The 26,097-nt window shown below is 68.0% G+C and carries 25 protein-coding genes and 1 pseudogene; 20 read left to right on the top strand and 6 right to left on the bottom strand.

Annotation, left to right across the window (positions count from 1 at the left end; genetic code table 11):
* Window positions 1-112 precede the first annotated feature (112 nt).
* The 9 genes from Q1A87_RS08875 to Q1A87_RS08835 all read left to right on the top strand — a co-directional run bounded on the left by Q1A87_RS08875 (window position 113) and on the right by Q1A87_RS08835 (window position 10,201).
* Window positions 113-418 (top strand): STAS domain-containing protein, encoded by a 306-nt coding sequence (locus Q1A87_RS08875; RefSeq protein ID WP_299649925.1) that lies wholly within the window; start codon window positions 113-115, stop codon window positions 416-418.
* Complete coding sequence (locus tag Q1A87_RS08870) at window positions 415-783, top strand: response regulator (protein ID WP_299649922.1); 369 nt, start codon at window positions 415-417, stop codon at window positions 781-783. The genes Q1A87_RS08875 and Q1A87_RS08870 overlap by 4 nt, the downstream gene beginning before the upstream one ends.
* Window positions 784-787: 4 nt before the next feature.
* The gene (locus tag Q1A87_RS08865; RefSeq protein ID WP_299649919.1) at window positions 788-3,022 is read left to right on the top strand and encodes a chemotaxis protein CheA; all 2,235 of its coding nucleotides are present in this window, start codon (window positions 788-790) and stop codon (window positions 3,020-3,022) included.
* On the top strand, window positions 3,012-3,476 hold the full coding sequence (locus Q1A87_RS08860) for a chemotaxis protein CheW (RefSeq protein WP_299649916.1): 465 nt from the start codon (window positions 3,012-3,014) through the stop codon (window positions 3,474-3,476). Before Q1A87_RS08865 ends, Q1A87_RS08860 begins: the two co-directional genes overlap by 11 nt.
* Window positions 3,476-4,333 (top strand): protein-glutamate O-methyltransferase, encoded by an 858-nt coding sequence (locus tag Q1A87_RS08855; protein ID WP_299649913.1) that lies wholly within the window; start codon window positions 3,476-3,478, stop codon window positions 4,331-4,333. The genes Q1A87_RS08860 and Q1A87_RS08855 overlap by 1 nt, the downstream gene beginning before the upstream one ends.
* Window positions 4,334-4,351: 18 nt before the next feature.
* Window positions 4,352-4,738 (top strand): response regulator, encoded by a 387-nt coding sequence (locus tag Q1A87_RS08850; RefSeq protein WP_299649910.1) that lies wholly within the window; start codon window positions 4,352-4,354, stop codon window positions 4,736-4,738.
* Entirely contained in the window at window positions 4,735-5,142 is a 408-nt protein-coding gene (locus tag Q1A87_RS08845) for a hypothetical protein (protein ID WP_299649907.1), read from the top strand. The genes Q1A87_RS08850 and Q1A87_RS08845 overlap by 4 nt, the downstream gene beginning before the upstream one ends.
* 247 nt (window positions 5,143-5,389) lie before the next feature.
* Complete coding sequence (locus tag Q1A87_RS08840; protein WP_299649904.1) at window positions 5,390-6,934, top strand: phospholipase D-like domain-containing protein; 1,545 nt, start codon at window positions 5,390-5,392, stop codon at window positions 6,932-6,934.
* Between the two features lie 93 nt (window positions 6,935-7,027).
* Complete coding sequence (locus tag Q1A87_RS08835; RefSeq protein WP_299649901.1) at window positions 7,028-10,201, top strand: DEAD/DEAH box helicase; 3,174 nt, start codon at window positions 7,028-7,030, stop codon at window positions 10,199-10,201.
* Between the two features lie 307 nt (window positions 10,202-10,508).
* Here the strand turns inward: Q1A87_RS08835 and Q1A87_RS08830 are convergent, their stop codons facing one another.
* Both Q1A87_RS08830 and Q1A87_RS08825 read right to left on the bottom strand, forming a co-directional pair.
* Complete coding sequence (locus tag Q1A87_RS08830; RefSeq protein ID WP_299649898.1) at window positions 10,509-11,264, bottom strand: glycosyltransferase family A protein; 756 nt, start codon at window positions 11,262-11,264, stop codon at window positions 10,509-10,511.
* Window positions 11,261-13,111, bottom strand: coding sequence for a hypothetical protein (locus Q1A87_RS08825; RefSeq protein WP_299649895.1), 1,851 nt, complete (start codon window positions 13,109-13,111; stop codon window positions 11,261-11,263). Before Q1A87_RS08825 ends, Q1A87_RS08830 begins: the two co-directional genes overlap by 4 nt.
* Before the next feature lie 504 nt (window positions 13,112-13,615).
* On the opposite strand from Q1A87_RS08825, the gene dusA reads away from it, so the two are divergent.
* Window positions 13,616-14,611 (top strand): tRNA dihydrouridine(20/20a) synthase DusA, encoded by a 996-nt coding sequence (gene dusA, locus Q1A87_RS08820; protein WP_299649892.1) that lies wholly within the window; start codon window positions 13,616-13,618, stop codon window positions 14,609-14,611.
* 389 nt (window positions 14,612-15,000) lie between these two features.
* Here dusA and Q1A87_RS08815 read toward each other — a convergent pair whose 3' ends face one another.
* Genes Q1A87_RS08815 through ccmI form a run of 3 tightly spaced genes read right to left on the bottom strand, consistent with a single transcriptional unit; the run spans window position 15,001 to window position 16,906 of the window.
* Window positions 15,001-15,237, bottom strand: coding sequence for a DUF1289 domain-containing protein (locus Q1A87_RS08815; protein WP_299649889.1), 237 nt, complete (start codon window positions 15,235-15,237; stop codon window positions 15,001-15,003).
* Complete coding sequence (gene ruvX / locus Q1A87_RS08810) at window positions 15,234-15,710, bottom strand: Holliday junction resolvase RuvX (protein ID WP_299649886.1); 477 nt, start codon at window positions 15,708-15,710, stop codon at window positions 15,234-15,236. The genes Q1A87_RS08815 and ruvX overlap by 4 nt, the downstream gene beginning before the upstream one ends.
* Window positions 15,707-16,906 (bottom strand): c-type cytochrome biogenesis protein CcmI, encoded by a 1,200-nt coding sequence (gene ccmI, locus Q1A87_RS08805; RefSeq protein ID WP_299649883.1) that lies wholly within the window; start codon window positions 16,904-16,906, stop codon window positions 15,707-15,709. Before ccmI ends, ruvX begins: the two co-directional genes overlap by 4 nt.
* A gap of 180 nt (window positions 16,907-17,086) precedes the next feature.
* Here ccmI and Q1A87_RS08800 point away from each other — a divergent pair, with 180 nt between their 5' ends.
* From Q1A87_RS08800 to Q1A87_RS08755, 10 genes are all read left to right on the top strand, one after another.
* Entirely contained in the window at window positions 17,087-18,331 is a 1,245-nt protein-coding gene (locus Q1A87_RS08800) for a sarcosine oxidase subunit beta family protein (protein WP_299649880.1), read from the top strand.
* A gap of 121 nt (window positions 18,332-18,452) precedes the next feature.
* Window positions 18,453-18,632 carry a hypothetical protein gene (locus tag Q1A87_RS08795; RefSeq protein ID WP_299649877.1) on the top strand — a complete coding sequence of 60 codons (180 nt, stop codon included), beginning with the start codon at window positions 18,453-18,455 and terminating at the stop codon, window positions 18,630-18,632.
* A gap of 39 nt (window positions 18,633-18,671) precedes the next feature.
* Window positions 18,672-18,980, top strand: a complete 309-nt coding sequence (locus tag Q1A87_RS08790) for a sarcosine oxidase subunit delta (RefSeq protein WP_299649875.1) — start codon at window positions 18,672-18,674, stop codon at window positions 18,978-18,980.
* Entirely contained in the window at window positions 18,977-21,952 is a 2,976-nt protein-coding gene (locus Q1A87_RS08785; RefSeq protein WP_299649872.1) for a sarcosine oxidase subunit alpha family protein, read from the top strand. The genes Q1A87_RS08790 and Q1A87_RS08785 overlap by 4 nt, the downstream gene beginning before the upstream one ends.
* Window positions 21,945-22,436: a sarcosine oxidase subunit gamma gene (locus tag Q1A87_RS08780; RefSeq protein WP_299649869.1), complete on the top strand. Its 492-nt coding sequence runs from the start codon at window positions 21,945-21,947 to the stop codon at window positions 22,434-22,436. Before Q1A87_RS08785 ends, Q1A87_RS08780 begins: the two co-directional genes overlap by 8 nt.
* 72 nt (window positions 22,437-22,508) lie before the next feature.
* Window positions 22,509-23,108 carry a superoxide dismutase gene (locus Q1A87_RS08775; RefSeq protein WP_299649866.1) on the top strand — a complete coding sequence of 200 codons (600 nt, stop codon included), beginning with the start codon at window positions 22,509-22,511 and terminating at the stop codon, window positions 23,106-23,108.
* 105 nt (window positions 23,109-23,213) lie between these two features.
* Window positions 23,214-23,453: a hypothetical protein gene (locus Q1A87_RS08770; RefSeq protein ID WP_299649863.1), complete on the top strand. Its 240-nt coding sequence runs from the start codon at window positions 23,214-23,216 to the stop codon at window positions 23,451-23,453.
* Window positions 23,454-23,921, top strand: coding sequence for a host attachment family protein (locus Q1A87_RS08765; RefSeq protein ID WP_299649860.1), 468 nt, complete (start codon window positions 23,454-23,456; stop codon window positions 23,919-23,921).
* Window positions 23,922-24,071: 150 nt separating this feature from the next.
* Window positions 24,072-24,569, top strand: a complete 498-nt coding sequence (locus tag Q1A87_RS08760) for a hypothetical protein (protein WP_299649857.1) — start codon at window positions 24,072-24,074, stop codon at window positions 24,567-24,569.
* A gap of 485 nt (window positions 24,570-25,054) precedes the next feature.
* Window positions 25,055-25,609 (top strand): LysM peptidoglycan-binding domain-containing protein, encoded by a 555-nt coding sequence (locus Q1A87_RS08755; protein ID WP_299649854.1) that lies wholly within the window; start codon window positions 25,055-25,057, stop codon window positions 25,607-25,609.
* Here Q1A87_RS08755 and Q1A87_RS08750 read toward each other — a convergent pair.
* A pseudogene (locus tag Q1A87_RS08750) lies at window positions 25,606-26,097 on the bottom strand (hypothetical protein); the annotation flags it as partial. The gene Q1A87_RS08755 and the pseudogene Q1A87_RS08750 sit on opposite strands and share 4 nt — an antisense overlap.

Below are 26,097 nucleotides of genomic sequence, written 5' to 3'. Positions count from 1 at the left end.
TTTTCCTTTCGGCCGAAAGACGGTTCACCCTTCGTTAGCCTCTGCCGCCTAGATCGCCGCCATCACGGGGCACCGCCGCGAACGGTGCCCGAGACGAGATGCGGAGATCGACGTGACCAAGACACCCGAACCAGCGGTCTTCACACTTCCCGCGGCCCTCAATCACGACATCGTCCGCGAGCTTGCCGAGTTTCTCGTCGTGGCACGCGGAACCCCCGTGACGATCGACGGCACGAACGCCGTCCAGGTCGGCGCGCAAGCGGCGCAGACCCTCGCGGTCGCAGCGCGGACCTGGGCCGAGGACGCCGTGTCGCTGCGGATCGCCGACCCCTCGGGCGCCGTCGCCCGAAGCCTCGAAACCCTGGGCCTCGCCGAAATCCTCGCCGACGCCCTCAGCCACGAGGGAGCTGCCGCATGAAGGCCCAGGTTCTCGCCATCGACGATTCGCGCACGATCCGGACGTTGCTCGCCGCGACGCTCGAGGAATACGACTTCGAGGTCACGACGGCCGTGGACGGCGTGGACGGTCTGGAGAAATTCGCTGAGACCGCCCCGAGGGTCGTCATCACCGACATCAACATGCCCAATCTCGACGGATTCGGCGTGATCGAGGGTATCCGCACGGGATCAATCAACAAGACCGTGCCGATCATCGTGCTATCGACCGAGAGCGGCGCCGAGCTCAAGGACCGCGCCCGCAAGGCCGGCGCGACCGGGTGGATTGTGAAGCCGTTCGACGAGGCCTCCCTCGTCTCCGTCCTCAAGCGCATTACCGGTATCTGACGCCATGGCTGCACTCGACGCGATCAGAGCGACGTTCTTCGAGGAATGCGAGGACCTGATCGAGGCCCTCAACGAAGGACTCGGCGAAATGGCCGATGGCGACCACGGCAGCGAGACGGTGAACGCCGTGTTCCGCGCTGTCCATTCGGTCAAGGGCGGGGCAGGCTCGTTCGGCCTGAACGACCTCGTGAGCTTCGCGCATACCTTCGAGACCGTGCTTGACCGCATCCGTTCGGGCGATCTCGAACCTGCGGACGAACTCATCGCCCTGCTGCAACGCTCCGGCGACGTTTTGGCCGACCTGGTGGAGGCCGCTCGCGACGAGATTCCGTTCGACGCCGCGACGGTCGCCACCACGTCCGAAGCGCTTGAGGCCGTCCTCGGCGAGGACGCCGCGCCCGAGGAGGAGTTCGTGTTCGACGCTGTCGGGGCGGATTTCGACTTCGACCTGCCGGTTCTTGACGGCGCCGGGTCGGGGCCCGCGACCTACATGATTGCCTTCGCTCCCCACCGCGACCTCTACGCCAACGGCCACGAGCCGCTCGTGCTGATCGGTGCGCTCGCGGATCTGGGCGAGGTGACGGTGGCGGCGGACGTCTCTCGCCTGCCCGCCGTGGATGCGTTCGACTGGGAGGAGAGCTATCTCGCCTGGGAGATCACGCTCGTCTCGACCGAGCCCGAGGGCGCCGTTCGCGAAGTGTTCGAGTTCGTCGACGGGCTTTGCGAACTGGAGATCACCGTCACCGAACCCGAGGGCGGGGGTGACGGACCGGGATCGCCGGACCTGCCCGACCTCGGCGATCTGGGTCCCGACGACATGCCGGGCCTGCCCGACCTCCCCGACCTGTCGGATGCGTCGCCCGCCGCTTCGATGGAGGTCGCGGCGGACTTGCCCGAACTGCCGTCCCTGGAAGACCTGCCCGCGGACAAGACGGACATCCCGGCAACCAGCAAGAACGTCTCCGCGAAGAAGACGCCCGAGGCCGCCCCGGCCGCCGCCGCCAAGAAGGAAGCGCGCCCGACGTTGCGCGTCGATGTCGACCGGATCGACCGGCTCATCAATACGGTGGGCGAACTCATCATCAACCAGGCGATGATCACGCAGCGCGTGCGCGAGATCGGCGTGCCGCTGACGCCCGAGATCGTGACCGACCTCGACGATTACAGGCAACTCGCCCGGGATATCCAGGAGGGCGTCATGGGGTTGAGGACGCAGCCGGTCAAGCAGCTCTTCCAGCGCATGACCCGGATCGCGCGGGAGACGGCGGACGTTGCCGGGAAGTCGGCGCAGCTCGTCATCGAGGGCGAGGAGACCGAGGTCGACAAGAAGGTGATCGAGAAGCTCGCCGATCCGCTGACGCACATGATCCGGAACTCGATCGACCACGGCCTCGAAGTGCCGGAAAAGCGTCGCGATGCGGGCAAGCCCGAGAAGGGAACCGTCAAGCTCACGGCCTGCTACAAGTCGGGCGACGTCCTCATCCAGATCGCCGATGACGGCGCGGGTCTGAACCGTCCGCGCATCCGGCAGATCGCGGTCGAGAAGGGGCTGATCCCCGCCGAGGCCGATCTCACGGACGCCGAGATCGATCAACTCCTGTTCCGGCCGGGCTTCTCGACCGCTTCCTCGGTCACCAGCCTCTCGGGCCGCGGGGTCGGCATGGATGTCGTCAAGACGTCGATCGCCGCGCTTGGCGGCCGCATCTCCATCGCGTCGACGCCGGGCGAGGGGTCGGTCTTCTCGATCCTGTTGCCGCTGACGCTGGCCGTGCTCGACGGCATGGTCGTTCGTCTCGGCAACGAGACGATGGTGGTGCCGATCGCCAGCATCGAGGAGGCGATCCGGCCCCACAAGGACGACCTGAGCCAGCTGGGCACCGCACGCACGTTGTTCGCCAATCGCGGGGAGTACCTGCCCGTGATCGACCTGGCCGAGCGGTTGGGCCATCCGGTGCGGGCGAAGAAGCTGACCAAGAAAACGCTTCTGGTGATCCAGTCCAACGGATCGCGGATTGCCCTCGCCGTCGACGGCGTCGTCGACAAGCGACAGGTCGTCATCAAGAGCCTCGCCAAGAATTACCGTCACATCGCCGGCATTTCGGCCGCGACCATCCTTGGCGACGGCAAGGTCGCGCTGATCGTCGATCCCGACGGTATCGCCGAGGACCCGCCCGCCGGTGCGATGCGGCCGGGCCCGGACGACGTGCATCCCACGGAGGAGAAGAAAGATGCCGCCTGAAGCGGAGGCGCTCGCCGCACCGGCCGAGCTTTATGCCACGGTCATCGTGGCCGGTCAGGACTTCTGCATCGACATCAAGCAGGTGCGCGAGAACCGCCGCTGGTCTCCGACGACCACGCTGCCGCATTCCCCGCATTACATGATGGGCACGATGAACCTGCGCGGCGAGGTCATTCCGATCATCGACCTGGCCGCGCTGTTCGGGTTCCCGAACATCGAGCCGACCGACCGGCATGTGATCGTCATCATCGAGCACGAGGAGAAGATCATCGGCCTCGCCGTGGAGGCGGTGCGCCGCATCCTCAGCGTGACCCCCGACCAGATCCGCGACGCGCCGGGTGCCAAGCGGGATACGAGCACGTCCTGCATCCGCGGACTCATCACAACCGAGTCCGGCGTCATCCGCATCATCAGCGTCAGCGACGTCGTCACCGCGATGGAGGAGGTCCTCTGATGGTCGCCACCGCCGTCCGGGGGGATTATCCGTTCACCGACCGCGATTTCCAGAACATCGCCGCGCTCGCCCACGAGAACTTCGGATTGTTCCTGGAGCCCTGCAAGAAGCAGCTGGCCTATTCCCGCCTGGCCAAGCGGCTACGGTTCCTCGGGCTCGAAACCTTCGGCGAGTATTGCGACATGCTCCGCGGCCCGCTCGGCAAGGACGAACAGCGCGAGATGCTCTCGGCGCTGACCACGAACGTCACCCAGTTCTTCCGCGAGAAGCACCATTTCGACCAGCTTCGCACAGCCGTGCTGCCCGAGCTGCTATCCCGGTCCAGGGCCGGACGACGCGTGCGGCTGTGGTCGGCGGGCTGCTCGGCGGGGCAGGAGGCGTATTCGCTGGCGCTGACCGTCCTCGACCTCTGTCCGGACGTGGCACAGTACGATTTCCGCATCCTCGCGACCGATATCGACCCGGTCATCCTGCAGCGCGCGGTCCAGGCCCGCTACCCGTTGGCGGAGCGCGAGGCCATCCCGACCGGCATGCGGCAGTCACAGACAATTGCTGAAGGCGACACCTTCGTGATGTCCGAAGCCACGCGAAAACTCGTCTCCTTCGGCGAACTCAACCTGATGGAGCCGTGGCCGATGAAGGGGCAGTTCGACGTGATCCTGTGCCGCAACGTGGCGATCTACTTCGATGCCGCCACGCAGTCCCGCTTGTGGCAGCGCTTCGCCGACCTCCTCGCGCCGGACGGTCACTTGATGATCGGCCATTCGGAGCGGTTGTCCGGGCCGGCGACGGCCATGCTGCGCAGTTGCGGCGTGACGGCCTACCGGAAGATGCAGAGTGGCCTCGCGGCCGGATAACGAAAGAGGACGTGTGATATGGGCATTCGCGAAAAGCTTCAGGTCATGGTCGTCGACGACATGTCGACCAGCCGTGGCCTCCTGACCCAGGGCCTCGACGCGCTCGGGGTGTGGAACTACTGCGAGGAGAATGACGGCAAGTCGGCCTTCCATCGGCTGCAGCAGCGCCCGGTGCACCTGGTGCTTTCGGACTACAACATGCCCGGCCTGGATGGTCTGGGACTGCTCGAATACCTGCGCCGCAGTCCGAAGACGCAGAAGACGGCGTTCATCCTCGTGACCGGCTCGCCCACGGCCGACGTCGTCGCGCGCGGCAAGGCGCTCCGGGTCAACTCGATCCTCAAGAAGCCTTTCACGCCGGCGCAACTGCGCGACTGCATCGAGAAGGTGGTGGGCCCGCTGTGACCCCGCACGCCCTGTCCGAGCCGCTGCCCCTCCAGCGGGTGATCCGCAACGTCGCGCGCGAGGTGGGTCGGCTGCATGGCCCCCTGTCGGAGCTCGAGGCCGCGGCCATCGAGGGCGACGGTTCGGCCCTGGGCAATCGGGACGCGCGGGCACGGTTGCAGGCTTTCGACCGGCTCTCGCAGCATGTCGTCGCGCTTTCGACGTTTCTCGACCGCCTTTCGGCTGCCGTTCCGGACGATGCGGAGGTCGACGCGCGGCCCGACATCGCGGCGATCCCCCTCGAAGAGATCCGGCGGGGATTGCTGGCCAATCTCACCGCGTGTCCGCTCACGACGCCATCCCCGTCCTTCGGGTCGGATTCCGCGAAGCGCGCTCAGGTCGGCAATGACGTGGACCTCTTCTGATCTTGCGTCCGTCGCGCGGGGCTCCGATTCTGCGACCACAACAGGCTTGCGGCGGCAAGTCCACGAACGGGGTCTTTCCTCGCTCAGACCCTGAACCCGAACCTGTCGGTGGAAATCCGAAAGGTTAACGGCTAAGTCCGCTGGCAACGCCGCGGTCAGGCGAATTGCCGAGCGGCGCATGGCGCCGGTGGAATCGAGCATCCGCCTGCAGGCCCGACCGAGAGACGAAGAACTGCGAGGAGTGGACGTGAACGAAACGAGGTCCCGGAATCCCGACGCATCGTCTTCGATCTTCAAGCCGGGGGAGAATTGCTGGCGCGTCACGCGCGCCGACAAGCTGGCGTTGATTGTCGACGCGGCCGATTACTTCCGGATGCTGCGCTGTATCTTTCTCGCGGCGAAGCGGGAATTGCTTCTCGTCGGCTGGGATTTCGACTTCGAGATCGACATGCTGCCCGGTGAAAGCGACGCGGACGGTCTGGCGCCCGACGGCTATCCCAACGCGCTCGGCCCGTTCCTCGAGGCCGTCGTCGCGCGCACGCCGGAGCTGAATGTCTACATGCTCAAGTGGAACGGAGCCGTCCTGGTGGCGCCGGGGCGCTTCCTGCCGACAGTGGCGCTCGACGTCTTCGGCGACGACCGGATCCATTTCGCGCTCGACGGCCATCATCCGTTCGGCGCCTGTCATCACCAGAAGATCATCGTCGCCGACAACGGTTTCGCCTTCTGCGGCGGCATCGACGCGACCGAAGGCCGATGGGACACGTCCGAGCACCTGCCGAAGGATCCCCGGCGCGCCCGCAAGAACGGCTCCCTCTCCGAGCCGTGGCACGATGCGACCTCCGCGCTCACCGGACCGGTCGCTCAGGCCCTGGGCGACCTGTCGCGTGGACGTTGGCTGCGCGCGACGGGCGAGGAACTGACGCCACCCGATGACGTCCGGCAAATCGATTGGCCGGACGATCTGGAAGTGGCCGCGGAGAACGTGGACGTGGCGATCGCGCGGACAAGCCCGCCCTTCGACGGGGAGGAGCTGACGAACGAGATCGAACGACTCATCCTCGACAGCATCGCCGCGGCCGACCACGTGATCTACATCGAGTCGCAGTACTTCTCGGCGGAAACCGTCTGCGACGCTCTCGAGGCGCGCCTGCGGGAAGAGACCGGTCCCGAGATCGTCATCATCAACCCCGAAGCCGCGCTGGAATGGCTCGAGGACAGGGCGATGCACGTCCTTCGCGCGCGGATGATCGAGCGGCTGCGCACGGCCGATCACGGCAACCGGTTCCGCATCTATCACCCGGTCGCGTCCGACGGCGAGCCGATCTATGTCCACGCAAAGATCTTCATCGTGGACGACCAGATCCTGCGGATCGGATCGAGCAACCTCGACGATCGGTCGATGGGGTTCGACACCGAATGCGACATCGCCTTCGAGGGACCGCAGGATTCTGTCCGGGCGTTCCGCACGCGGCTTCTGGCCGAGCATCTCGCCGTGTCCGTCGAGACGGTGGAGGAGCGGCTGCGCGAGAAGGGCAGGCTGATCGACGCGATCGAGTCGCTCAACGCGACCGGAGGACGTGCGCTTCAGGCAATCGAGCCGCCGCCGGAGGAGGACATGTTCGGCGAGTTCCTCGCCGACACTCGCCTGCTCGACCCGCGCTACATGCCGGGCGAGATGACGGTCGCCGGACACGGCCTGCGCCCCCGGCATTTCGTCATGATCGCGGGCGCGGTGGGTGCGGGGCTTCTGGCCTGGCTCGCGTGGCGGAGGCGGACGGCGCAACGCTAGGCGTCTCGCCGCGCCGGACCCTGCGGCAACGCGCCCGGTCGCGGAACCCGAGCGGGGCCTGACAGTTTGCCAGCCGAGCGGCAGGGGAAGCGGATGGCGCAGGACAGACCAACGGGCGCGGAGGCCCTGCGCCTCGCCGCCTGGATGCGTGCGAACGAAGCCCCGCAGGCCATCCATGTCGCGGCATCCGAGCTACGGGCCGAAGCGATCGCCAGCTTCCTTCGCGCGACCCATCCCGAACTCGCAATCCACCTCCTGCCGCCATGGGATTGCCTGCCCTACGACTGGGCTTCGCCGTCGCCTGCCACGATGGGCCGACGGATGGCGGCGCTTCGCGGCATGGCCGAGGCCGGGAACGCGCCATGCGTGGTGATCACGACACCGGCCTCCGTGATCCAGCGCATCGTTCCGCCGGATGTCAGCGATGCGCTCGACATCGCGATCGGCGCGACGGTGGACGCGGAGCAGGTGATGGCCCGTCTCGCCGCGCTCGCCTACCGGGAGGAAAGCCGGATCGACGAGCCGGGCGAAGTGGTCCTGCGCGGCGCCGTGCTCGACGTCTTCCCGGCCGCGCTCGACCATCCCCTGCGGATCACCTTCGAGGACGGGCGCATCGCCACGATCCACGTCTTCGATGCGACGTCCCAGCGCACCATCGCGGACCGGGATCGCGCCGTGATCGACGCGGCGAGCGAACTTCCGGCAGTGGTCGCGCAGGATCATGCGCCGGGTGGGGAGCATTGGCTGTCCGACCATCACGACGGGCTGGCGACCTTGCGGGATGTGTTGCCCGGCGCCCGCTTCACGGGAACGCCCGCCGCGCTGCGATCGGTGGGCACCGTGCTGACGGGGCTGGCGACGGCCTGCGAGGAGCGGATGCAGGCCGAGATCGACGGCGGCAGCGCGCGACGTCCGTTGCCGCCCGACCGGCTCTACCTCGATCCGGCGGAATGGAGTGGCTGGCGCGAGTCAGCCGGGGAGATCCGCCTCGACGGCGTGGCACGCCCCCCCGTCATCGCCGGCGAGGCCCGGCCCCGCGCCGCCCTGCGGGAGGCGATCGCCGGAGCGGGGCGCACGATCCTCGTTGCCGGCACGCCGCGCGAACGCGCGCGCTTGGCCCGCATGGCCGGCGCGGATGTCCTGCGCGCCGGGACGTGGCAGGAGGCCGAAGCGGCGCCGGAGGGCGGGGCCGCGACGCTCGTCGCGCCGCTCGATCACGGGCATCGCGACGGCGAGATCCTTGTCCTGACCGCGCGCGACGTGCTCGGCCGGCAGGCCGCCGCGGCCTCTGGTGCGGCCGCACCACCCCCCTGGATCGCCGAGGCGCACGAACTGCATACCGGCGACTTGGTGGTGCACGAAGCGCATGGGCTTGGTCGCTTCGAGGGGCTCGAGCCGGTGGACGGGGGCGAGGCTCTGCGAATCGTCTACGGCGACGATGGCGTACGGCTCGTACCGGCCTCCGAGGCCGGGCTCGTCTGGCGCTACGGGCAGGACGAGGACGGCGTCGCGCTCGACCGCCTCGACGGAAAGGGGTGGGCGCGTCGCCGCGCCCGTTTCGCCAGTGCCATCCGCAAGTCGGCGGAAGCGATGGTCGAGGCCGCGCGCGGTCGCGCCGGGGTGGAGGCCCCGGTCCTGAAACCGGATGAGGCCGCCTACGAGACAGTGGCCGCCTCCTTCCCCTGGGAGGAGACGCCGGACCAGCGCGCGGCGATCGCCGAGGTCTTGTCGGACCTCGCCTCGGGGCGGCCGATGAACCGGCTTCTCGTCGGCGACGTGGGCTTCGGCAAGACCGAGGTGGCGATCCGCGCCGTCGCCGCCGCCGCGCTTGCGGGGATGCAGGTCGCCATCGTCGCGCCGACCACCGTGCTTGCGCGACAACATGCGACGACCTTCGGCCGGCGGCTTGCCGAGGTCGGGATCGAGGTCGCGGCGCTGTCACGCTTGACGAAGCCCGCCGAGGCCGGGCGTGTCCGCGCGGGGCTCGCCGACGGGTCGGTTCGCGTCGTGGTGGGCACGCATGCGATCCTCGGAAAGTCGGTCGCCTTCGAGGCGCTCGGCCTCGTCGTGATCGACGAGGAACAGCGCTTCGGCCGGGCCCACAAGCGCGCGTTGCGCACGATGGGCGCCGCCGTCCATACGCTCTCGATGACGGCGACGCCCATACCCGGATCGCTCGAGGGTGCCATCGCGGGCGTGCGGCCGTTGAGCCTGCTCCGCACGGCCCCGGCCCGCCGTCGTCCGATCCGTACGATCGTCGCGCCCGCCGAACAGGGCGCGATCCGCGACGCGCTCCGACGCGAGGCCCGGCGGCACGGCCAAAGCTTCGTCATCGTGCCGCGGATCGAGGAGATCGACGCGGCAAAGGCGATGCTGGCCGAACTCGCCCCCGACCTGTCGGTGCGCGTGGCGCATGGCGACCGCCCGGCGCGCGAGATCGACGAGGCGATGACGGCCTTCGCCGACGGCGCGGGCGACGTGCTTCTGGCGACGACCATCGTCGAATCCGGGCTCGACGTGCCGCGGGCGAACACGATGATCGTGTTGCGCCCCGACCTCCTCGGGCTCGCGCAGCTCCACCAATTGCGCGGGCGCGTGGGCCGTGGCAGCCGGCAGGCCTATTGCTGGCTGCTGACGGATCCGGAAGATCCGCCGACCGAGGCGACCGAGCGGCGGCTCGACACGGTCGCGGCGATGGATACGCTCGGCGCCGGGCTCGCGCTCTCCGTGGCCGATCTCGACCGGCGCGGCGCGGGCGATCTCTTCGGTCTGGCGCAAACCGGGCACGACGCGCGGGTCGGCCCGGCGCTGCACGCGGCGATGCTGGCCGACGCGCTGCGTGTGGCGAAGGGCGAGGGCGGGATACGGCGGCCGGATATTCATGTCGATGCGCCCTGGAGCCTGCCCCACGACTACATCGCGAGCGCTGACATGCGTGCGACGCTCTATGTCCGTCTCGGCCGGATCGACACGCCGGAAGCGGCCGCGCGACTCGCCGACGAGGTGGAGGACCGGTTCGGCCCGCCGCCGCCCGAGGTCGTCGCGGCGCTGCGGCTCGCTCGCCTCCGCGCACTCGCGACCCGGCTTGAACTCGAGGGAGTCTCGGCGGGCCCGGACGCCGTCGCCCTCGACTTCGCCGGCGAGGTGCCGGAGGACGTGCCGGACGGCGTCGAGCGTTGCAGCCGGCGCCTCGTCCATCGCAGGGAACTGCCCGAGCCGGACGCGCGGCTGGAGGCGGCGATCGACCTGCTCGACCGTCTGTCCTGACGTTAGGCTCGATCCTTGTCCGACGGGGAGAGTGGGGTCTGCTGCCAACGGGCAAAGCCTCGCAGAGGGCGGAGGTCCGAGAACGCGCGCCGAATGGAGCATGCCCGATGGCTCATCGGGTTTATCGACTGCAGTCGCTATTGATCGCGGGCACGTCGTCCGACGTACCGTTGGGTGACGGTCGAAGGGGCGGCCCGCGCGTATCCGGCGGGAGTCGCCCGGCATTCGACCATCCGGGTCTCGGTGGCCCCGTCCTCGTCGCCGAGTAGGTCCTACGGCCCTGCGACCCCCCGGTTCGACGCGCCGGTCAGGAGGAGGTGCCGGTCTTCGGCAGAAGCTTCTCGAGATTGTCGATCGCCAGCGGCTCGATCGCGCGGATCACGGCGCTCGTCCCTCGGCTCTCGTGCGTCTGCGAAGCGTCGCGGCGGCGCTTGAAGATGATCGTGTCACGCGCGACGACGTGCCGCCAGCCAAGCGCCGTCGCCTCCACGAACCACTGGTAGTCTTCCAGGGCGAAGCCGTCCGCGATCGCGCGGTCCGGAAAAGGAAGCTCCTCCCACACCGCGCGAGGCGCGACGCACATGGCGTCGTAGTAATTCGCGATGGCAAGCACGTAGGGCGAGAAGAACGGGTGGTCCTGCGCCGGGTTGGAATAGACGTGGTTGATCCCGTCGAACTGCCAGTTCAACTCGGGATGGACGATGGCGCGGCGTCCCGTCGCCTCGGCCGCTTCAAGTTCCTCGATCGCACGGATCAGCCAGTTCTCGGAGAACAAGTCGTCGGCGTCGAGGAAGGCGACCCACTTGCCCCGCGCCGCCCCGATCAGCGCGTTGCGCGTGCGGCCCTGGTCGCGGAAGGCGTAATCATGGCGTTCGAAATCGACGAAGTCCGGCTGGGTCATGTAGTCGCGGCAGGCCGGCGTGCAGCTATCGAGACCGAGGAGGAGCTGCACGTCGTAGCCCCTCTCGCGCACGGGGGCGAGTGCAGCGCGCAAGCTGCGGAAGGACGGGCCGGCGACGACGGTCTCGGCATGGGCGGTGATCGCCACGGTGAGATCGGTCATACGTCGGACCCCCTACGGATGTGGCCAAGCAGGTCGGCGAGTTGCGCGCGGAACCGCGCGTCGTTGCGCCGCGCCCGGAGCGCGCGGGCCAACTCCGCCGCCTCCGCCTGCGCCGCAGGCAGGTCGGCGAAGATGCGGTCGAGCGCGGCGGCCGGGTCTGCACCGTCCGGCGCGCGGCCCAGATCGCACGCCACCGCCTCGGAGGCGACGAGCGGTTTGCCGGCGACGGCGGCGCGCAGCACGGTCGGGTCGATGCCGCTGCCCGGCGCGAGAACGACGTCGGCCTCGGCGACGGGCCCGCCATCGACAGGGGCCATGTGGGTCCGCACGTTCGGCAGGTGGTCGAAGCGGGGCAGGGTCATGTTCCGCTGGCGGGTCGGCAGCTGCACCGCGAAGCTGAGCTCGGGTCGGCCTCGGGCGAGGCGGCCGAGTTCCTCGGCGAAGCTCAGATCCGCCTCCTGACAGATCCACAGCACATTGACGCGTTCGCCCGTGGAGGGGGCCTCGTCGAAGACGGCCGGTTCCAGCAGGCGCAGCTTGGCGCGTTGCGCCGGTGGGACGAGATAGTCCGCGGCGAAGCGTGCCAGCGTCGTCTCGCTGTCCGAGCAGACCGCGGAGAGCAGGTCGAAATGACGGTAGAAATGCTGCGCGGCCGAGGGGCTGCGCCAGTTGTGGTCGTCCACGCCGACACGGCCGAAAAGGCCCACCAGATCGACGCTCGCCGAGAGCGCCCGGCCGTAGACCTTGAGCATTTCCCAACTCATCGGGTCGTCGGCGATGATGCAGATCTCCGGCCGCAACGACCGGATGAACTCGAAGAACGGGCGCAGCGCGTTGGCCGCGTTCATCTTGCGCGTCGCATCGGCGCAATCGATGACGCGCAGGCCGGCCGGCAGATCGGACGTCGCGGGTGGCCCCTCCGGATCGGTCGAGACGAGCACGATCTCCTCGGCCCCGTGTTCGGCGGCGAGGGCGCGGACGATCTGCTTGACCATCTCCGGCGCGCCGACATGAATGTCGCGCGGCCGCCGGCCGAGGGTGACGACGAAGCGGGCGCGGCGGAACCGGGCGGCCGCCTGCATGTCGTTGAGCGCGACGATCCGCGCCATCACCAGGTCGGAGCTGAAAGGCAGGCAGCGGATGCGCGCGGCGCTGCGCCAGGATTGCCCGATCAGCGGGTCGAGCGCGTTGGCCCGGTCGACCATCCGGCCGAGCTCCCCGCTCTCTAGACGGTCTCGGATGCTGCCGACGCGTTCCTTCAGATGGTCCGCGGCCGCCTCCGGCGTCAGGCCGAGGATCGCGGCAAGCTCGTCGTGCTGCCCGAAGCGCGCGGCCTTCACCGTGCCGCCCGCACGATGCGTCAGGTAATGGCCGAACGGCGTCAGGCCGCTCTCGACTGCTTCGGGGTAGCGCTTGACGTAGAGCTTGGAGGAAAAGAGCGGCGTCGGATTGCGGCCCTCGCGACCGCCGGCGAGCATGTAATGGGCGACGGGGTCGATGCCCTTCTGCGCGATGTCGGAATATTCCATGAAGTAATAGGGAAGGTCCATCTCCGCCTTGAGGAGATCGTATTCCGGACCGAGCCCCTCCGGACGGGGTCGCAGCCGAACGGCATTGACGAGGACGGCGATGCCCTGGTCGTAGAACAGCTCGCGGGTGTCCATCGCGGCGGCGGCGTCGAGATAGCGCTCCTCGATTCCCATGAGCAGATGACGCGGGACGGCTCGCGCCGCGGGCTTGTCGCCCTCCGTCTCGGGCGCAGTCCCCGGCGTCGCGACAGCCTGCGTTTCCGCCGGATCCGCCGAACCTTCGGTTGCGGGGGCGCGGTCGGGTATCGGGTCAGGCATCTCGGACGTCCATCCGCGGTTCGTACCCCGCCCGAACGGGCGCCGCGGCAGGCGTCCCTGTATTGCGGCGTCTGGCAAAGAGGTCGGGCGCGCGCATCGCGGCTTGATCAGGCATGCGTTGTCTAAATCCACCCGGAGCCCGGACGTCAACGTCTCGTGGAGCCCGTCAGACGGTGAATGGCGGCTGAGATCGTAATAGGGTCGAGCGATTAATTGCTCGAGATGGAGTACACCACGCGACATCGAAAGAAATGGTGTCGCTAGAACGTCTGAAGTCCCGCGACCTCATGCTTGGAAAGGTCGACCGGACGAGCCGGCAAGGGTCGACCTTGCCAGGTTCGAGCGCGCATCTGGTTGGCGGGTGACTCGCATCCCGTATCGCCGAGCGAAATGCGGATGGTCGCAGAACGCGAGAGGAGACGTATCGCTTCAAAAACCACCGGGGATCCCTTAGGCGCGTGGCTCACGGTGGCTGGCCGTGGGTCTGGAGCAAACGGGGGCGGAATGTCGCTGGCGCCGCAGGAGATGGCACGATTGAGCGTCGCGCCGATGATGGACTGGACCGATCGGCATTGCCGGGCGTTCCATCGCGTCCTGACGCACAGGACGTTGCTCTATACCGAAATGGTCACCGCCGCCGCGCTGATCCGGGGGCGGGCGACGCATTTGCTGGATTTCGATCCCGCCGAACACCCGGTCGCGTTGCAGCTCGGCGGCAGCGATCCGGGCGAGTTGGCCGAGGCGACGGCGCTCGGCGTGGAACGGGGCTACGACGAGATCAACCTGAATGTCGGGTGTCCGTCGGATCGCGTGCAGTCGGGCTTCTTCGGCGCCGTCCTGATGGAGCGGCCCGCGCTGGTCGCGGCGTGTCTTGCTGCGATGGTCCGGGCGTCGGGCGGCGTGACCGTGACGATGAAGTGCCGGCTCGGCGTGGACGATCATGAGCCGGCTGTCGTGCTGCCCGACCTGTTGTCCCGGATGGCCGATAGCGGTGTGGGTCAGGTGATCGTCCACGCCCGAAAAGCTTGGCTGCAGGGGCTGAGCCCGAAGGAGAACCGCGTGGTGCCGCCGCTCGACTACCCGTTGGTCCATGCGATGAAGGCGCGGTTTCCCGATCTCGCGATTGCGGTCAATGGCGGGATCGCGTCGCTGGACGCGGCGCAGGCGCATCTTCGCCACGTCGACGGGGTGATGATCGGCAGGGCGGCCTATCACGATCCGGCGAGCGTCCTGCTGCGAGCGGACAGCCGAGTCCACGGCGCCGAGGATCCTTGTCCGGACCGGGTCACGGCCGCGCTGCGGATGGTGCCTTACATCGAGGCGCATCTGGCCGACGGTGGCAAGCTCGGGCAGGTGACGCGGCACATGCTCGGCCTGTTCGCCGGCTGTCCGGGGGCGCGGGGATGGCGGCGGACGTTATCGGAGGGCGCGGCCCGCCCCGGCGCGGGGGTCGAGGTCCTGCACGCCGCGCTGGAGCAAGTTTCGGCCGCCGCAGCCTGATCCGGTATCGGAAGGGCCCCGCCCGAAGGCGAGGATCAACAAGCGAATCGAACCGGGTTCGGAAACTTTGTGTTCGAGCGTGGTATCCAGATGCTTTTGTTCGCGCCCCGCTCCCGTCTTGCGCTTTTCTTGGCTTACTGACTCGTCTCGGGGCCGGCCGTCGACCTTGACGGGTCGGTCTTCTACCACCTGCTTCAGCCGATCGTCTCACGCAGCCTGCAAATAGAGCAGATCAGCGTCGCGACCTCAGATGCGGCAAATCTGCCTCGGACAGTGAGGGCGGATGCGACGAAGGAGGCGGTCGATCCAGCATTCGTGGGGTCTGGGTTTTGTCGATGCTGCTAGCCTCGGCGATGGCGAGCCTTGTTGGGGTCCTGCCGGGGTCGGGTTCAGCGCTTGAGGCGTCCTGCGCGTCCGCCGCGGCGGACCTTGTGGCGCGCCGCCCGTGTCGGAAGCTCCGCCATGAGCGCTTGCCGGGCCTCGGGCGTCATGCGCGTCCAGGCCGCGATCTCGTCGAGGCTGCGCAGGCACCCCGTGCAGAGTCGCGTCTCCGGATGGACGACGCAGACGCGGATGCAGGGGCTCTCGATCTCGTCCCGGCTCCAGACCGGATCGTCTTCCTTCACGGCACAGCCCCGATATGGCGCAGGCGGTCGAGCGCGCCCTGCAGGATGTAGCCCGCGGCGACATGGTCGATCACCGCCGCCCGACGCTTGCGCGAGGCGTCGGCCTCCAGCAGCGCGCGTTCCGCCGCGACGGTCGAGAGACGCTCGTCCCAGAAGGCGATCGGCGTCTCGATCCGGCGGGCGAGGTTGCGGGCGAAGGCGCGGGTCGATTGCAGGCGCGGCCCTTCGGAGCCGTCCATGTTGAGCGGTAGGCCAAGCACGATGCCGGCCACCGACCGCGCGGCGAGCAGCGCTTCCACCGCCACCGCGTCGGCCGTGAACTTCGTGCGCCGGATCGTCTCGAGCGGGGTGGAGACCGAGCGCATCGTGTCGCTGACCGCGACGCCGATCGTCTTGGTGCCGAGATCGAGCCCCATCAACGCGCCATGGCCGGGCAGGGCGGCCGCATAGTCTTCCATCGTCTCGCAGATCACCGGGCGAGCCCCGCATCGTCCGCTGCCTGCGCCAGCAGGTCGAGTGCGTCGGGGCTTTCGGCGAAGACCGACTTCGCCTCCGCGTAGACGGCAGCCGCGTCGTCGGTGCGGCCCAGCACGCCGAAGGAGGTGATGAGCCGCGCCCAGTCGGCGGGCGGACCACCCTCTGTGGCGAGGCGCGTGGCGAGGCCCTCGACCATGCCACCGATCATCGCAACCCGGTCTTCCGGCGTCATCGCCGCGCTCGCCGCGATGTCCGCTCCGGTCGGCCCGCTGGGCTGCGGCAATTCGTCGAGGGCCGTGGGATCGCCCGCACGAACCGAAACCTCCTCGATCTGGGCGTAGATCGGCTCGAGCCACGGATCGTCGGGCGCGCTGTCTGCCACCAGCCGCTGCCACAGGCGGAACGCGAGGTCGGGCCGGCCGCCCTGTGCGTACATGAGCCCGGCATAGTAGCGGGCAAGGCCGTTCTCCGGGTCGCGGCGCACGGCTTCCGAGAAGGCACGCTCCGCTTCGGGGGAGACGTAACCGCCGGCGGCGATGACCATGAGTTCGCCGAGAACGGCAAAGTCCTCGCCGGTCGCGTCGTCGTCTCGGATGGCCACCACCCGGTCCTGCGCCCGCCACGCCGCGCGCATGTCGCCCAGACCCGAGAAGGTCGTGACTGCGAGCTCCCAGCCGCGCAGGTCGTCGTGCCGTCCGGCCAGAACCTCGCGGAGCTGCCCCGCCATCTCGGTGATCTCCGGTCGGGACGTGTCGATTTGTTCCGGCACGGCGACCTCCGCTGTCTCCTGCGAGGGGCGGGCGCGGCGAGCCGTATCGATGCGCTCGATCCGCCCGGCGAGCGGCATGTCCCCGTAGCCCGGTGCGCCAATGGCGAGGTAGGTGGCGAGGCTTACGGCGACGACCGGGACGGCGACGAGGCCGATGCCGAGCCACCGGGCGCCCGGACCGGTTGCGGCCGCCTGACGACGATCGGCCGCGAGCAGCCGGCGCGCGACCTCGGCCCGCGCCGCCTCGGCCTCCTCGGGCGCCAACGTGCCGCGCGCCGCATCGCGTTCGAGCTCGGCCAATTGATCGCGGTAGATCTCCACGTCCGGCGCCCCCGGCGCGGCGGGACGGTCGCGCAGGAGCGCGGCGGTGATGGCAGTGATGCAGACGGCCAGGATCAGGGCCGCGACGATCCAGAAAATCATGCGCCGCACCTAGCCCCGTTCGCCCTGCGACAGAAGCCCCACTTGCGGCATCGTGACCGCGCGCGCTACCGGCGATGTCGCGAAACTTCCCGAAGATGCCGCAGCGGGTCCGAAGCGACCGCGGCGGTCATGCGAAGGGGAGCCGAGATCAGGGACCGAGAACCGGAGGGCCGCCCGCCCATGCGACGCTTTTCCGCCTTTGCCATCGCGCGCGAGGCCATGCGAAACCACGAGGGCTGGGGCCGGACCTGGGCCAAGCGTCCGCCCGCCAAGCGCTACGACGTGATCATCGTCGGCGCGGGCGGGCACGGGCTCGCGACCGCGTATTATCTCGGCAAGAATTTCGGCATCACCAATGTCGGCATTCTCGAGAAGGGCTGGCTCGGCGGGGGCAACACGGGTCGGAACACGACGATCATCCGCTCGAACTACCTGCAGGACCCGTCCGCGGCGCTCTACGAGAAGGCCCGCAGCCTCTACGAGACGCTGAGCCAAGAGCTGAACTACAACGTCATGTTCTCGCCGCGTGGCGTGATCATGCTCGCGCAGACCCATCACGAGGTCCGCGGCTACAAGCGCACCGCTCAGGCCAATGCGCTGCAGGGCGTCGCGACCGAGTGGATCGGGCCCGAGCGAGTGAAGGAACTCTGCCCGATCATGAACATCGAGGGACCGCGCTATCCGGTTCTCGGCGGCCTCTACCAGGCGCGCGGCGGCACGGCGCGGCACGACGCGGTCGCCTGGGGCTATGCCCGGGCCTGCACCGACATGGGGATGGACATCATCCAGCGCTGCGAGGTCACCGGCATCGACCGCGACGGCGGGCGCGTGACCGGCGTGCAGACGACGCAGGGCCCCATCGGCTGCGACAAGCTCGGCATCGTGGTGGCCGGACATTCCGGCGTGCTGGCGAAGATGGCCGGGTTCCGGCTGCCGCTCGAATCGGTGGCGTTGCAGGCGCTCGTCTCCGAGCCGATCAAGCCCTGCATGGACGTGGTCGTGATGGCGAACACCGTGCACGGCTACATGAGCCAGTCCGACAAGGGCGAGATGGTGATCGGCGGTGGCACGGACGGCTACAACAACTACACGCAGCGCGGCTCCTTCCACCATATCGAGGAGACGCTGCGCGCCCTGGTGGAGACCTTCCCGATGATCTCGCGGCTCAAGATGCTGCGCCAGTGGGGCGGGATCGTGGACGTGACAGGCGATCGCTCGCCCATCCTGTCGAAGACGCCGGTCGAGGGCATATACGTCAATTGCGGCTGGGGGACGGGGGGCTTCAAGGCGATCCCGGGTTCCGGTTACGGCATGGCGGAGCTGTTGGCGAAGGGACATTCGCCGCTGACCGCGGCCTTTGGCATGGAGCGGTTCCGCGAAGGGCGCTTCATCGACGAATCCGTCGCTGCGGGGGTGGCTCACTGATGCGTGCGCATTCGCAAAGAGACCTGCGCGTCAAGGCGGTAACCATGAGGGTCCGCAGAGACTGGCGAAACCTCGCCTACGGTGTATATTCGAACCTTGTCGAATATTTAGCCGAGGCGTCATGCTCTCCAGAATCCTCCGCCGGCGGCCCCGCGGCCTGGCTCTCGTCCTTGGCGGGACCGGACTGGCGGTGGTCGTTCTCGGGATCGTCCTCGTCGGCGGCTTCCTCGATCTCGGGGTCGGGGGCGCGCCACAGGTCCGGATCGACACCCCGGCGACGGCTCAGGTCGCCAAACGCTGATCCTCGACGATTTCGCACCCTGACGGACGGGGTTGCGCCATGCTGCTTCTGACCTGCCCGAATTGCGGCCTCGCGGTCGAGGAGACCGAGCTCGCTCCCGGCGGTGAAGCGCACCTGAAGCGCTTCGGCCCGGATTCGACCGCCGACCAGTTCGAGGAATACCTGTTCCTGCGCGACAATGCGAAGGGGGTGCATTTCGAGCGCTGGCGGCACGCCTATGGCTGCGGCAAGTGGTTCCTCGCCGCGCGCAACACCGCGACGCTCGAGGTCTACGGGACCTATTCGGCCCAGACGACCGAGCCGCCGCAGCATATCCGTGACGAAATCGCGCGAAGGACGGACAGATGAGCCGACGCCTGAAGACCGGCGGGCGGCGCATCGACCGCAGCCGCCCCGTGACCTTCACTTTCGACGGCCGCGAGATGCGGGGCTTCGCCGGCGACACCGTCGCCTCGGCGCTGCTTGCCAACGGTCAACTGGTGATGGGGCGCAGCTTCAAGTATCACCGGCCGCGCTCCGTTGTGGCGTCCGGGCCGGAGGAGCCGAACGCCCTCCTTTCCATTGGCGAGGGCGCGCGGTTCGAGCCGAACCAGCGCGCCACGGTGCAACCGCTCTGGGACGGGCTCGTTGCGCGGAGCCAGAACGCGTGGCCGTCCCTTGGCTTCGACGTCGGCCGGGTCAACGATTACGGGTCGAAGTTCCTCCCCGCAGGCTTCTACTACAAGACGTTCATCCATCCGCGCCCGCTCTGGAAGCACGTCTTCGAGCCGTTCATCCGGCGCGCGGCGGGGCTCGGCGCCGCGCCGACCGAGGCCGATGCCGACACCTACGCGCACCGCTACGCCTATTACGACACGCTCGTCATCGGCGGCGGGATCGCAGGCCTCCTCGCGGCGCGCGCGGCGGCGGAGGCGGGCGACCGCGTGATGCTCGTGGAACGGCAGGGCCATTGGGGTGGGCGCGCGCCGACGGACGGCGCAACGATCGACGGCAAGCCTGCGGCGGAGTGGGTGAACGATACCGTCCAAGCGATTGACGCGATGGACAATGTAACGACGATCCTGCGTTGCGAGGGATCGGGCGTCTACGATCACGGTTACATCCTTTGCACCGAGGGATTGACCGATCACGTGGCCGAGAAGTCCGGGCCGCGGCAACGGCTCTGGCGTGTCCGCGCGGGCCGCGTCGTGACCGCCACCGGCGCGATCGAGCGTCCGCTCAGCTTTGCGGGCAATGACGTGCCGGGCGTCGTTCTGGCATCTGCGTTGCGCGACTACGTGACCGAGTATGGCGTGTCGCTGGGCGAGCGCACTGTCATCGTCACGAACAACGACGATGCCTATCGCACGGCGAAGGCATTGCTGGCGGCCGGCTTGCGCGTGCCGGCGATCCTCGACGTTCGAACCGGGGTGGACACGCCTCTCGTTAACGAAATCAAGGCGATGGGCGTCCGTGTTCATGCGGGTCGGGCGATCGCCAAGGTCCACGGGGACGGACAGGTCACGGGAATCTCCGTCTGCGCCCAGTCGGGCGACGGCACCGTGCTGCAAGAGATCCGCTGCGACTGTGTGGCGATGTCGGGCGGCTGGTCCCCGGTCGTGCATCTGTGGTCGCATTGCGGCGGCAAGCTCTGGTGGGACGAGGCGCGCGCGATGTTCCGCCCCGATGCCGATCATCCGCCCACCGGTGCGGACGGCAAGGGCTTCGTCACCTTCGTGGGCGCCGCGAGCGGGGCGCTGACCGCGGCCGAGGTGCTGGCTGACGTGACTGACACGATCGGCGGGACGGTGCCCGTAGTCGAGGACACGGCGGAAGGGCCGATCCAGCAGGTCTGGACGATGCCTGAGGGCGCGCCGCACAAGCTGCGCGCGAAGATGTGGCTCGACTACCAGAACGACGTGAAGGTCTCCGACGTGCGGCTGGCCGCGCAGGAGGGGTTCGAGAGCGTCGAGCACGCCAAGCGCTACACCACGCTCGGCATGGCGACGGACCAGGGCAAGCTCAGCAACATCAACGGGCTCGCCGTGCTGGCCGACCGGCTCGACACGACGATCCCGCAGGTCGGCACGACGACGTTCCGCCCGCCCTACACGCCGGTCACCATCGGCACGCTGGCGGGCGAGGCGCGCGGCGTCGCGTTCCAGCCCCTGCGTCGGACGCCGATCCATGATTGGCACGAGAGCCACGGCGCCCATTGGGAGCCGGTCGGCCAGTGGCGGCGGCCCTATTGCTTCCCGCGCGCGGGCGAGAGCCACGCTGAAGCCGTCACCCGCGAGATCCGCAACACCCGCGAGAAGCTCGGCCTTCTCGACGCTTCGACGCTGGGCAAGATCCTCGTGCGCGGCCCGGATGCGGGGCGGTTCCTCGACATGCTCTACACGAACATGATGTCGACGCTGAAACCGGGCAAATGCCGCTACGGACTGATGTGCGACGAGAACGGCTTCCTGATGGATGACGGCGTGGTCGCGCGGATCGACGACCAGACCTTCCTCTGCCATACGACCACCGGCGGCGCCGAGCGCATCCACGGCTGGATGGAGGATTGGCTGCAATGCGAATGGTGGAACTGGAAGGTCCACGCGCTCAATCTGACCGAGCAGTTCGCGCAGATCGCCGTCGTCGGCCCGAAGGCGCGGATAGTGCTGGAGAAGCTGGGCGGCATGAACGTCTCCGCCGACACGCTGCCGTTCATGACCTGGGCCGATGGGACGCTTGGCGGGTTCGGCGTGCGCGTCTACCGGATCAGCTTCTCGGGTGAGCTCAGCTACGAGATCGCGGTGCCGGCCGGGCAGGGCCGCGCGTTGTGGGACGCGCTGATTACGGCGGGCGCCGAGTTCGACGCGATGCCCTACGGGACCGAGGCGCTGCACGTGATGCGGGCCGAGAAGGGCTTCATCATGATCGGCGACGAGACCGACGGGACGATCATTCCGCAGGATCTCGGCCTCGACTGGGCAATCTCGAAGAAGAAGGACGACTTCCTCGGCAAGCGAGGGCAGCAGCGCGACGAGTTCCAGAAGGCCGACCGCTGGAAGCTCGTCGGGCTGGAGACGCTCGACGGCTCGGTGCTCGAGGATGGTGCATATGCCGTCGTGGACGGGCGGAATGCGAACGGGCAGCGCCGGACCGAGGGACGCGTGACCTCGACCTACTACTCGACGACCCTCGACCGGGGGATCGCGATGGGTCTCGTCGCACGCGGGCCTGCGCGAATGGGCGAGACGGTCCGTTTCACCCGGATCGGGGGCGAACCGGTCGAGGCGCGGATCGTCGATCCGGTCTTCTTCGACAAGGACGGGGAGAAGCAGAATGTCTGAGGTCGCCGTCCGCGCGATGGGCCCCGTCGGCATGATCACCCTGCGCGGCGCGCTGGAGACGCTTGCCCCGGCTGTCGAGGCCGTGACCGGCTGCGCGCAGCCTGCGCAACGGCTCTCGACCGAGGCGAACGGGAGACGCGCGATGTGGATGTCGCCCGACGAATTGATGCTGGTCTGCGATCATGCGGAGGCGCCCGGCCTCGCGTCCCGCCTGACCGACCAGCTCGGCGACGCCTTCGCCACGATCGCCGTCGTCAGCGACGCGCGCATCGTCTTCGAACTAACCGGACCGGGGTCGGCCTCAGCGCTTGCAAGCCTCATGCCCGTCGACTTCGCGCGGCTCGACCCCTCGGAGGTTCGCCGGACCCGGATGGCGCAGATCCCCGCCGCGATCTGGCGCGAGGGCACGGCCTGGCGCGTGATGTGCTTCCGTTCCGTCGCGCACTACGCAGAGGCCCTGCTGCGCGGCGCCGTTCCGGCCTGAGCCAGCCCCCGGGGGGTTGACCCCGCGCCGATCCGGGCAACATGTCGCAGGACGCAAACGAGGAGAGACCACATGGCTTTCGAGCTTCCCGACCTTCCGTATTCCCACGACGCGCTCGCTGCTGACGGCATGTCGAAGGAGACGCTGGAGTATCACCACGACATCCACCACAAGGCCTATGTCGACAACGGCAACAAGGCGATCTCCGGCACGGAATGGGAGAGCAAGTCCCTCGAGGAGATCATCAAGGGCACTTACGACCCGAATGCCGTGGCGCAGTCCGGCATCTTCAACAACATCAGCCAGCTCTGGAACCACAACCAGTTCTGGGAAATGATGAGCCCCGGCCAGAGCGCCATGCCCTCCGAGCTGGAGAGCGCGATCACCGAGAGCTTCGGCTCGGTCGACAAGTTCAAGGAAGAGTTCGCCGCCGCCGGCGCAGGGCAATTCGGGTCCGGCTGGGCCTGGCTGGTGAAGGACAGCGATGGCGGGCTCAAGGTCACCAAGACCGAGAATGGCGTGAACCCCGTCTGCTTCGGCCAGACCGCGCTTCTCGGCTGCGACGTGTGGGAGCATTCCTACTACATCGACTTCCGCAACAAGCGCCCGGCCTATCTCGACAACTTCCTGTCGAAGCTGGTGAACTGGGAGAACGTCGCCTCCCGTATGTGAGCCTGTCGAACGCTACGGAAAGGGGCCCGCGCGGCCCCTTTTTCGTGTCCGGAACATCCCGTCCGCCGCGGGGTTGATCCGGCGAACAGCTACGGAGGAAGCATCATGGCCGAACGTCATCGCTCCAGCGACGGAACCCGCGATACCGACCAGTTCGTCAAGGACATGCCCGCCACGCCGAGCCAGCAGGGCCGCGCCAACGGCGAGCTCGAACGCCAGGTCGGGTCCCGCGCCGAGGAAGAGACCGCCAAGCACGGCGAGGGCGTGACCCGCGTGACCAAGTCCGACGAAAAAGGACAGGGCAATCTCGGCGGCCTGCACGGCACCGGCTCGGAGGACGAATAGATGCCCAGCTTGAAAAATGGCACGATGGTCGTCGTCACCGATAGCGAGAAGGCGCTGTTCATGGTGAACCTTACCGATGGGGAAGATCCGAACTTCGACGTCGTCCGCGTCGATGAGGAGGCGAACCCGCCCGACCGGGAGCAGAAGGCGAACCGCAAGGGCATGAACCAAGAGAGCTCGGCGCCGGGGGTACGGTCCTACGACGAGACCGACTTCCACGAACTGCAAAAGGAGCGGTTCGCATCCGACCTCGCCGAGAAGCTCTACAAGATGGCGCATGCCGGGCGGTTCGAGTCGCTGGTCATCGTTGCCTCGCCGCAGGTCCTCGGCGTGTTGCGTAACGAGATGCATAAGGAAGTGTCCGACAAGGTCGTCGCGGAGATCCCGAAGACGCTGACGGGTCATCCGCGCGACGAGATCGAAACGCTGGTCAAGGCGCATCTGGACAAGATGGACAGCGCTGCCTGACGCGTTCGATGCTTTGCGAGATGCTGCGGCCCCCGCTTCGGGGGCCGTTTTCGTTCGAGCCCGTTGCCGCGCCCGGACGCCTTTTGACGCACCGCTCCGTCGCTGTTAGCCTTCCGCGTGTCCATATTGGGACGATGGGAGCACGGGCGGATGTTCGGGACCCGACGAGCCAATCAGACGATCGGCGTCCTCGCGGGCCTGCTGGCGCTCGGGGTCGCCGGATGGGCATTCTTGCCTCTTTCTCGCGAGTCACCATTGGCTGCGACCTCGCGACCCGAACTCGTCAAGGGAGCGCAGGCCATCGAGGATGCTGGGGCCGAACGCCCGACCACCCGCTTGGTCCTCAATACGTTGGGCGCACCCGACGCGACGCCGGCGCTGCCTCCGGAGGCCGCAACCCCGCTTCTCGATATCGTCCGCGTCGACGTGGAGGGCGGCGCGGTGATCGCGGGCCGCGGCGGCGGCGGATCCGAGGTAACCGTACGGTTCGACGGGAATCCTGTCGCGACGTCCCGGGCCGACGCAGCGGGGAACTTCGCGTCGCTCTTCGACCTGCCGATGTCCGCCGCGCCGGGCCTACGGTCGAGACGCAGGACGCCGGAGGGCGGGTGGCGCACGGAGATGAGAGCATCATCGTCGCGCCCGTGAAACCCGAGGCGCCGGCAATGCCCGACCCGCCCTCCGTCGCTTCTATCGAGACATTGCCTCGGACGAACGACGAAGATGAAGGCGTCGTTAGCGAGCTGGCGGTATCAGCACGGAACGAGGCTGAAGTCGCCGAGGCTGTCGTCGGTAGGGTCGAAGTCGGGGATCGACCCGGATCGGTCACGCCGCCAACGCGTGAGACGCCTCCGACCCCGCAGGGAGGAACTGCGGAGGGAGAACGGTCAGATAGGACCGCGGGCGAGGCGATACCGGAATTGACGGTCCCCGAGGCGCCGGCCGATCTATATGCCGGGACGAACACCAACGACGCGCCGGAGGCTCCTCTGCTGCCGAACGACAGGGAGGAGGGCCGGCCGGTCGCGGCAAAAGAGGAGGTGCCGGGCCTGATGTCGCTGATCACAGAAGTCGATAAGCGTCCGGCCATCCCCAGTCCACTAAGCTCGTCTCAGGGGTCCGAGGCCCGCACTATGTCCGCGACGGACGTTTCGACCGGGCCGCTCCCGCCCCGCCTCCTGCGGACCGGCCCGAATGGCGTATCGGTTGTGCCCGGTACGTCGCCCGGTCCGGCAACCCGAAAGGAACTCGGGATCGACGTGATCGGCTACGACGCGTCCGGCGAGGTGCAGATTGCGGGGCACGGACTGCGCGACTTGCGGCTGCGCATCTATCTCGACAACCGGCCGGTGCAGGTGGCCCAGATCGACGGTCACGGAGTATGGGCCGTCGAACTGCCTGAGCTCGACAGCGGCGTCTATATGCTTCGCGTCGATGCGCTTGCACCCGACGGGAGCGTCGCAAGCCGGATCGAGACGCCGTTCCAGCGCACCGCGCCCGAGGTTGCGGCAGCGGCACGGCGAGACGGGCTGAGTGCGATCACGGTGCAGCCGGGATATACGCTCTGGGCCATCCCCGAGGACTATTTCGGTGAGGGTGTTCGGTATGTACAAATCTTCGCGGAGAACCGTGATTGCATCCGCGATCCCGATCTGATCTTCCCGGGCCAGATTTTCACGTTTCCCTAACTCTTCAATCCCGGCGTTTGGTGGATTGGATCGAGGATGAATCTATCCGGCTCTGATGTCCGGATTTTGCAGATGTATTCGTAGGGTGTGAGGCCGCCGAGGGTCTTGGGCCTGCGGGCGAAATTGCAGGCTGCTATGAAGTCGCTGAGGTGGGCGCGGAGTTGATCGTGGCTGTCGTAGTGATAACGCTTGACGTTCAGCCGTCGCCGATCCCCCGGATCGGCTTTGGGCCTCACCCTCCTTGATCGTCCGGTTCATCCGTTCGACTCGGCCGTTTGTCGGGAAAGCAGTCCCCCGGACTGTTTTCTGATCCTTCAAACTCCATGGGTGGTTGGGCTTGATCAGGCGGTGCTCGATTTCATGTGCCTCGCAGATCATGTCGAACCGCATCTGCCGGGAATACGCAGTGTCGCGGTTCCGGGGCTGCCCGGCGAACTGGATGCCGTTGTCAGTCAGGATCGTGTGGATGCGATATGGGATCGCCTTGA

The sequence above is a fragment of the uncultured Jannaschia sp. genome (assembly GCF_947494055.1).
Classification (GTDB): domain Bacteria; phylum Pseudomonadota; class Alphaproteobacteria; order Rhodobacterales; family Rhodobacteraceae; genus Jannaschia.
This window is presented reverse-complemented; position numbering and strand designations above follow the sequence as displayed.

Coding starts and splice junctions, on each gene's coding strand:
- Q1A87_RS08870 (WP_299649922.1), top strand. CDS start 415: ATGAAGGCCCAGGTTCTCGCCATCGACGATTCGCGCACGATCCGGACG.
- Q1A87_RS08865 (WP_299649919.1), top strand. CDS start 788: ATGGCTGCACTCGACGCGATCAGAGCGACGTTCTTCGAGGAATGCGAG.
- Q1A87_RS08860 (WP_299649916.1), top strand. CDS start 3,012: ATGCCGCCTGAAGCGGAGGCGCTCGCCGCACCGGCCGAGCTTTATGCC.
- Q1A87_RS08855 (WP_299649913.1), top strand. CDS start 3,476: ATGGTCGCCACCGCCGTCCGGGGGGATTATCCGTTCACCGACCGCGAT.
- Q1A87_RS08850 (WP_299649910.1), top strand. CDS start 4,352: ATGGGCATTCGCGAAAAGCTTCAGGTCATGGTCGTCGACGACATGTCG.
- Q1A87_RS08835 (WP_299649901.1), top strand. CDS start 7,028: ATGGCGCAGGACAGACCAACGGGCGCGGAGGCCCTGCGCCTCGCCGCC.
- Q1A87_RS08830 (WP_299649898.1), bottom strand. CDS start 11,264: ATGACCGATCTCACCGTGGCGATCACCGCCCATGCCGAGACCGTCGTC.
- Q1A87_RS08825 (WP_299649895.1), bottom strand. CDS start 13,111: ATGCCTGACCCGATACCCGACCGCGCCCCCGCAACCGAAGGTTCGGCG.
- dusA (WP_299649892.1), top strand. CDS start 13,616: ATGTCGCTGGCGCCGCAGGAGATGGCACGATTGAGCGTCGCGCCGATG.
- ccmI (WP_299649883.1), bottom strand. CDS start 16,906: ATGATTTTCTGGATCGTCGCGGCCCTGATCCTGGCCGTCTGCATCACT.
- Q1A87_RS08800 (WP_299649880.1), top strand. CDS start 17,087: ATGCGACGCTTTTCCGCCTTTGCCATCGCGCGCGAGGCCATGCGAAAC.
- Q1A87_RS08795 (WP_299649877.1), top strand. CDS start 18,453: ATGCTCTCCAGAATCCTCCGCCGGCGGCCCCGCGGCCTGGCTCTCGTC.
- Q1A87_RS08790 (WP_299649875.1), top strand. CDS start 18,672: ATGCTGCTTCTGACCTGCCCGAATTGCGGCCTCGCGGTCGAGGAGACC.
- Q1A87_RS08785 (WP_299649872.1), top strand. CDS start 18,977: ATGAGCCGACGCCTGAAGACCGGCGGGCGGCGCATCGACCGCAGCCGC.
- Q1A87_RS08780 (WP_299649869.1), top strand. CDS start 21,945: ATGTCTGAGGTCGCCGTCCGCGCGATGGGCCCCGTCGGCATGATCACC.
- Q1A87_RS08775 (WP_299649866.1), top strand. CDS start 22,509: ATGGCTTTCGAGCTTCCCGACCTTCCGTATTCCCACGACGCGCTCGCT.
- Q1A87_RS08770 (WP_299649863.1), top strand. CDS start 23,214: ATGGCCGAACGTCATCGCTCCAGCGACGGAACCCGCGATACCGACCAG.
- Q1A87_RS08765 (WP_299649860.1), top strand. CDS start 23,454: ATGCCCAGCTTGAAAAATGGCACGATGGTCGTCGTCACCGATAGCGAG.
- Q1A87_RS08760 (WP_299649857.1), top strand. CDS start 24,072: ATGTTCGGGACCCGACGAGCCAATCAGACGATCGGCGTCCTCGCGGGC.
- Q1A87_RS08755 (WP_299649854.1), top strand. CDS start 25,055: ATGTCCGCGACGGACGTTTCGACCGGGCCGCTCCCGCCCCGCCTCCTG.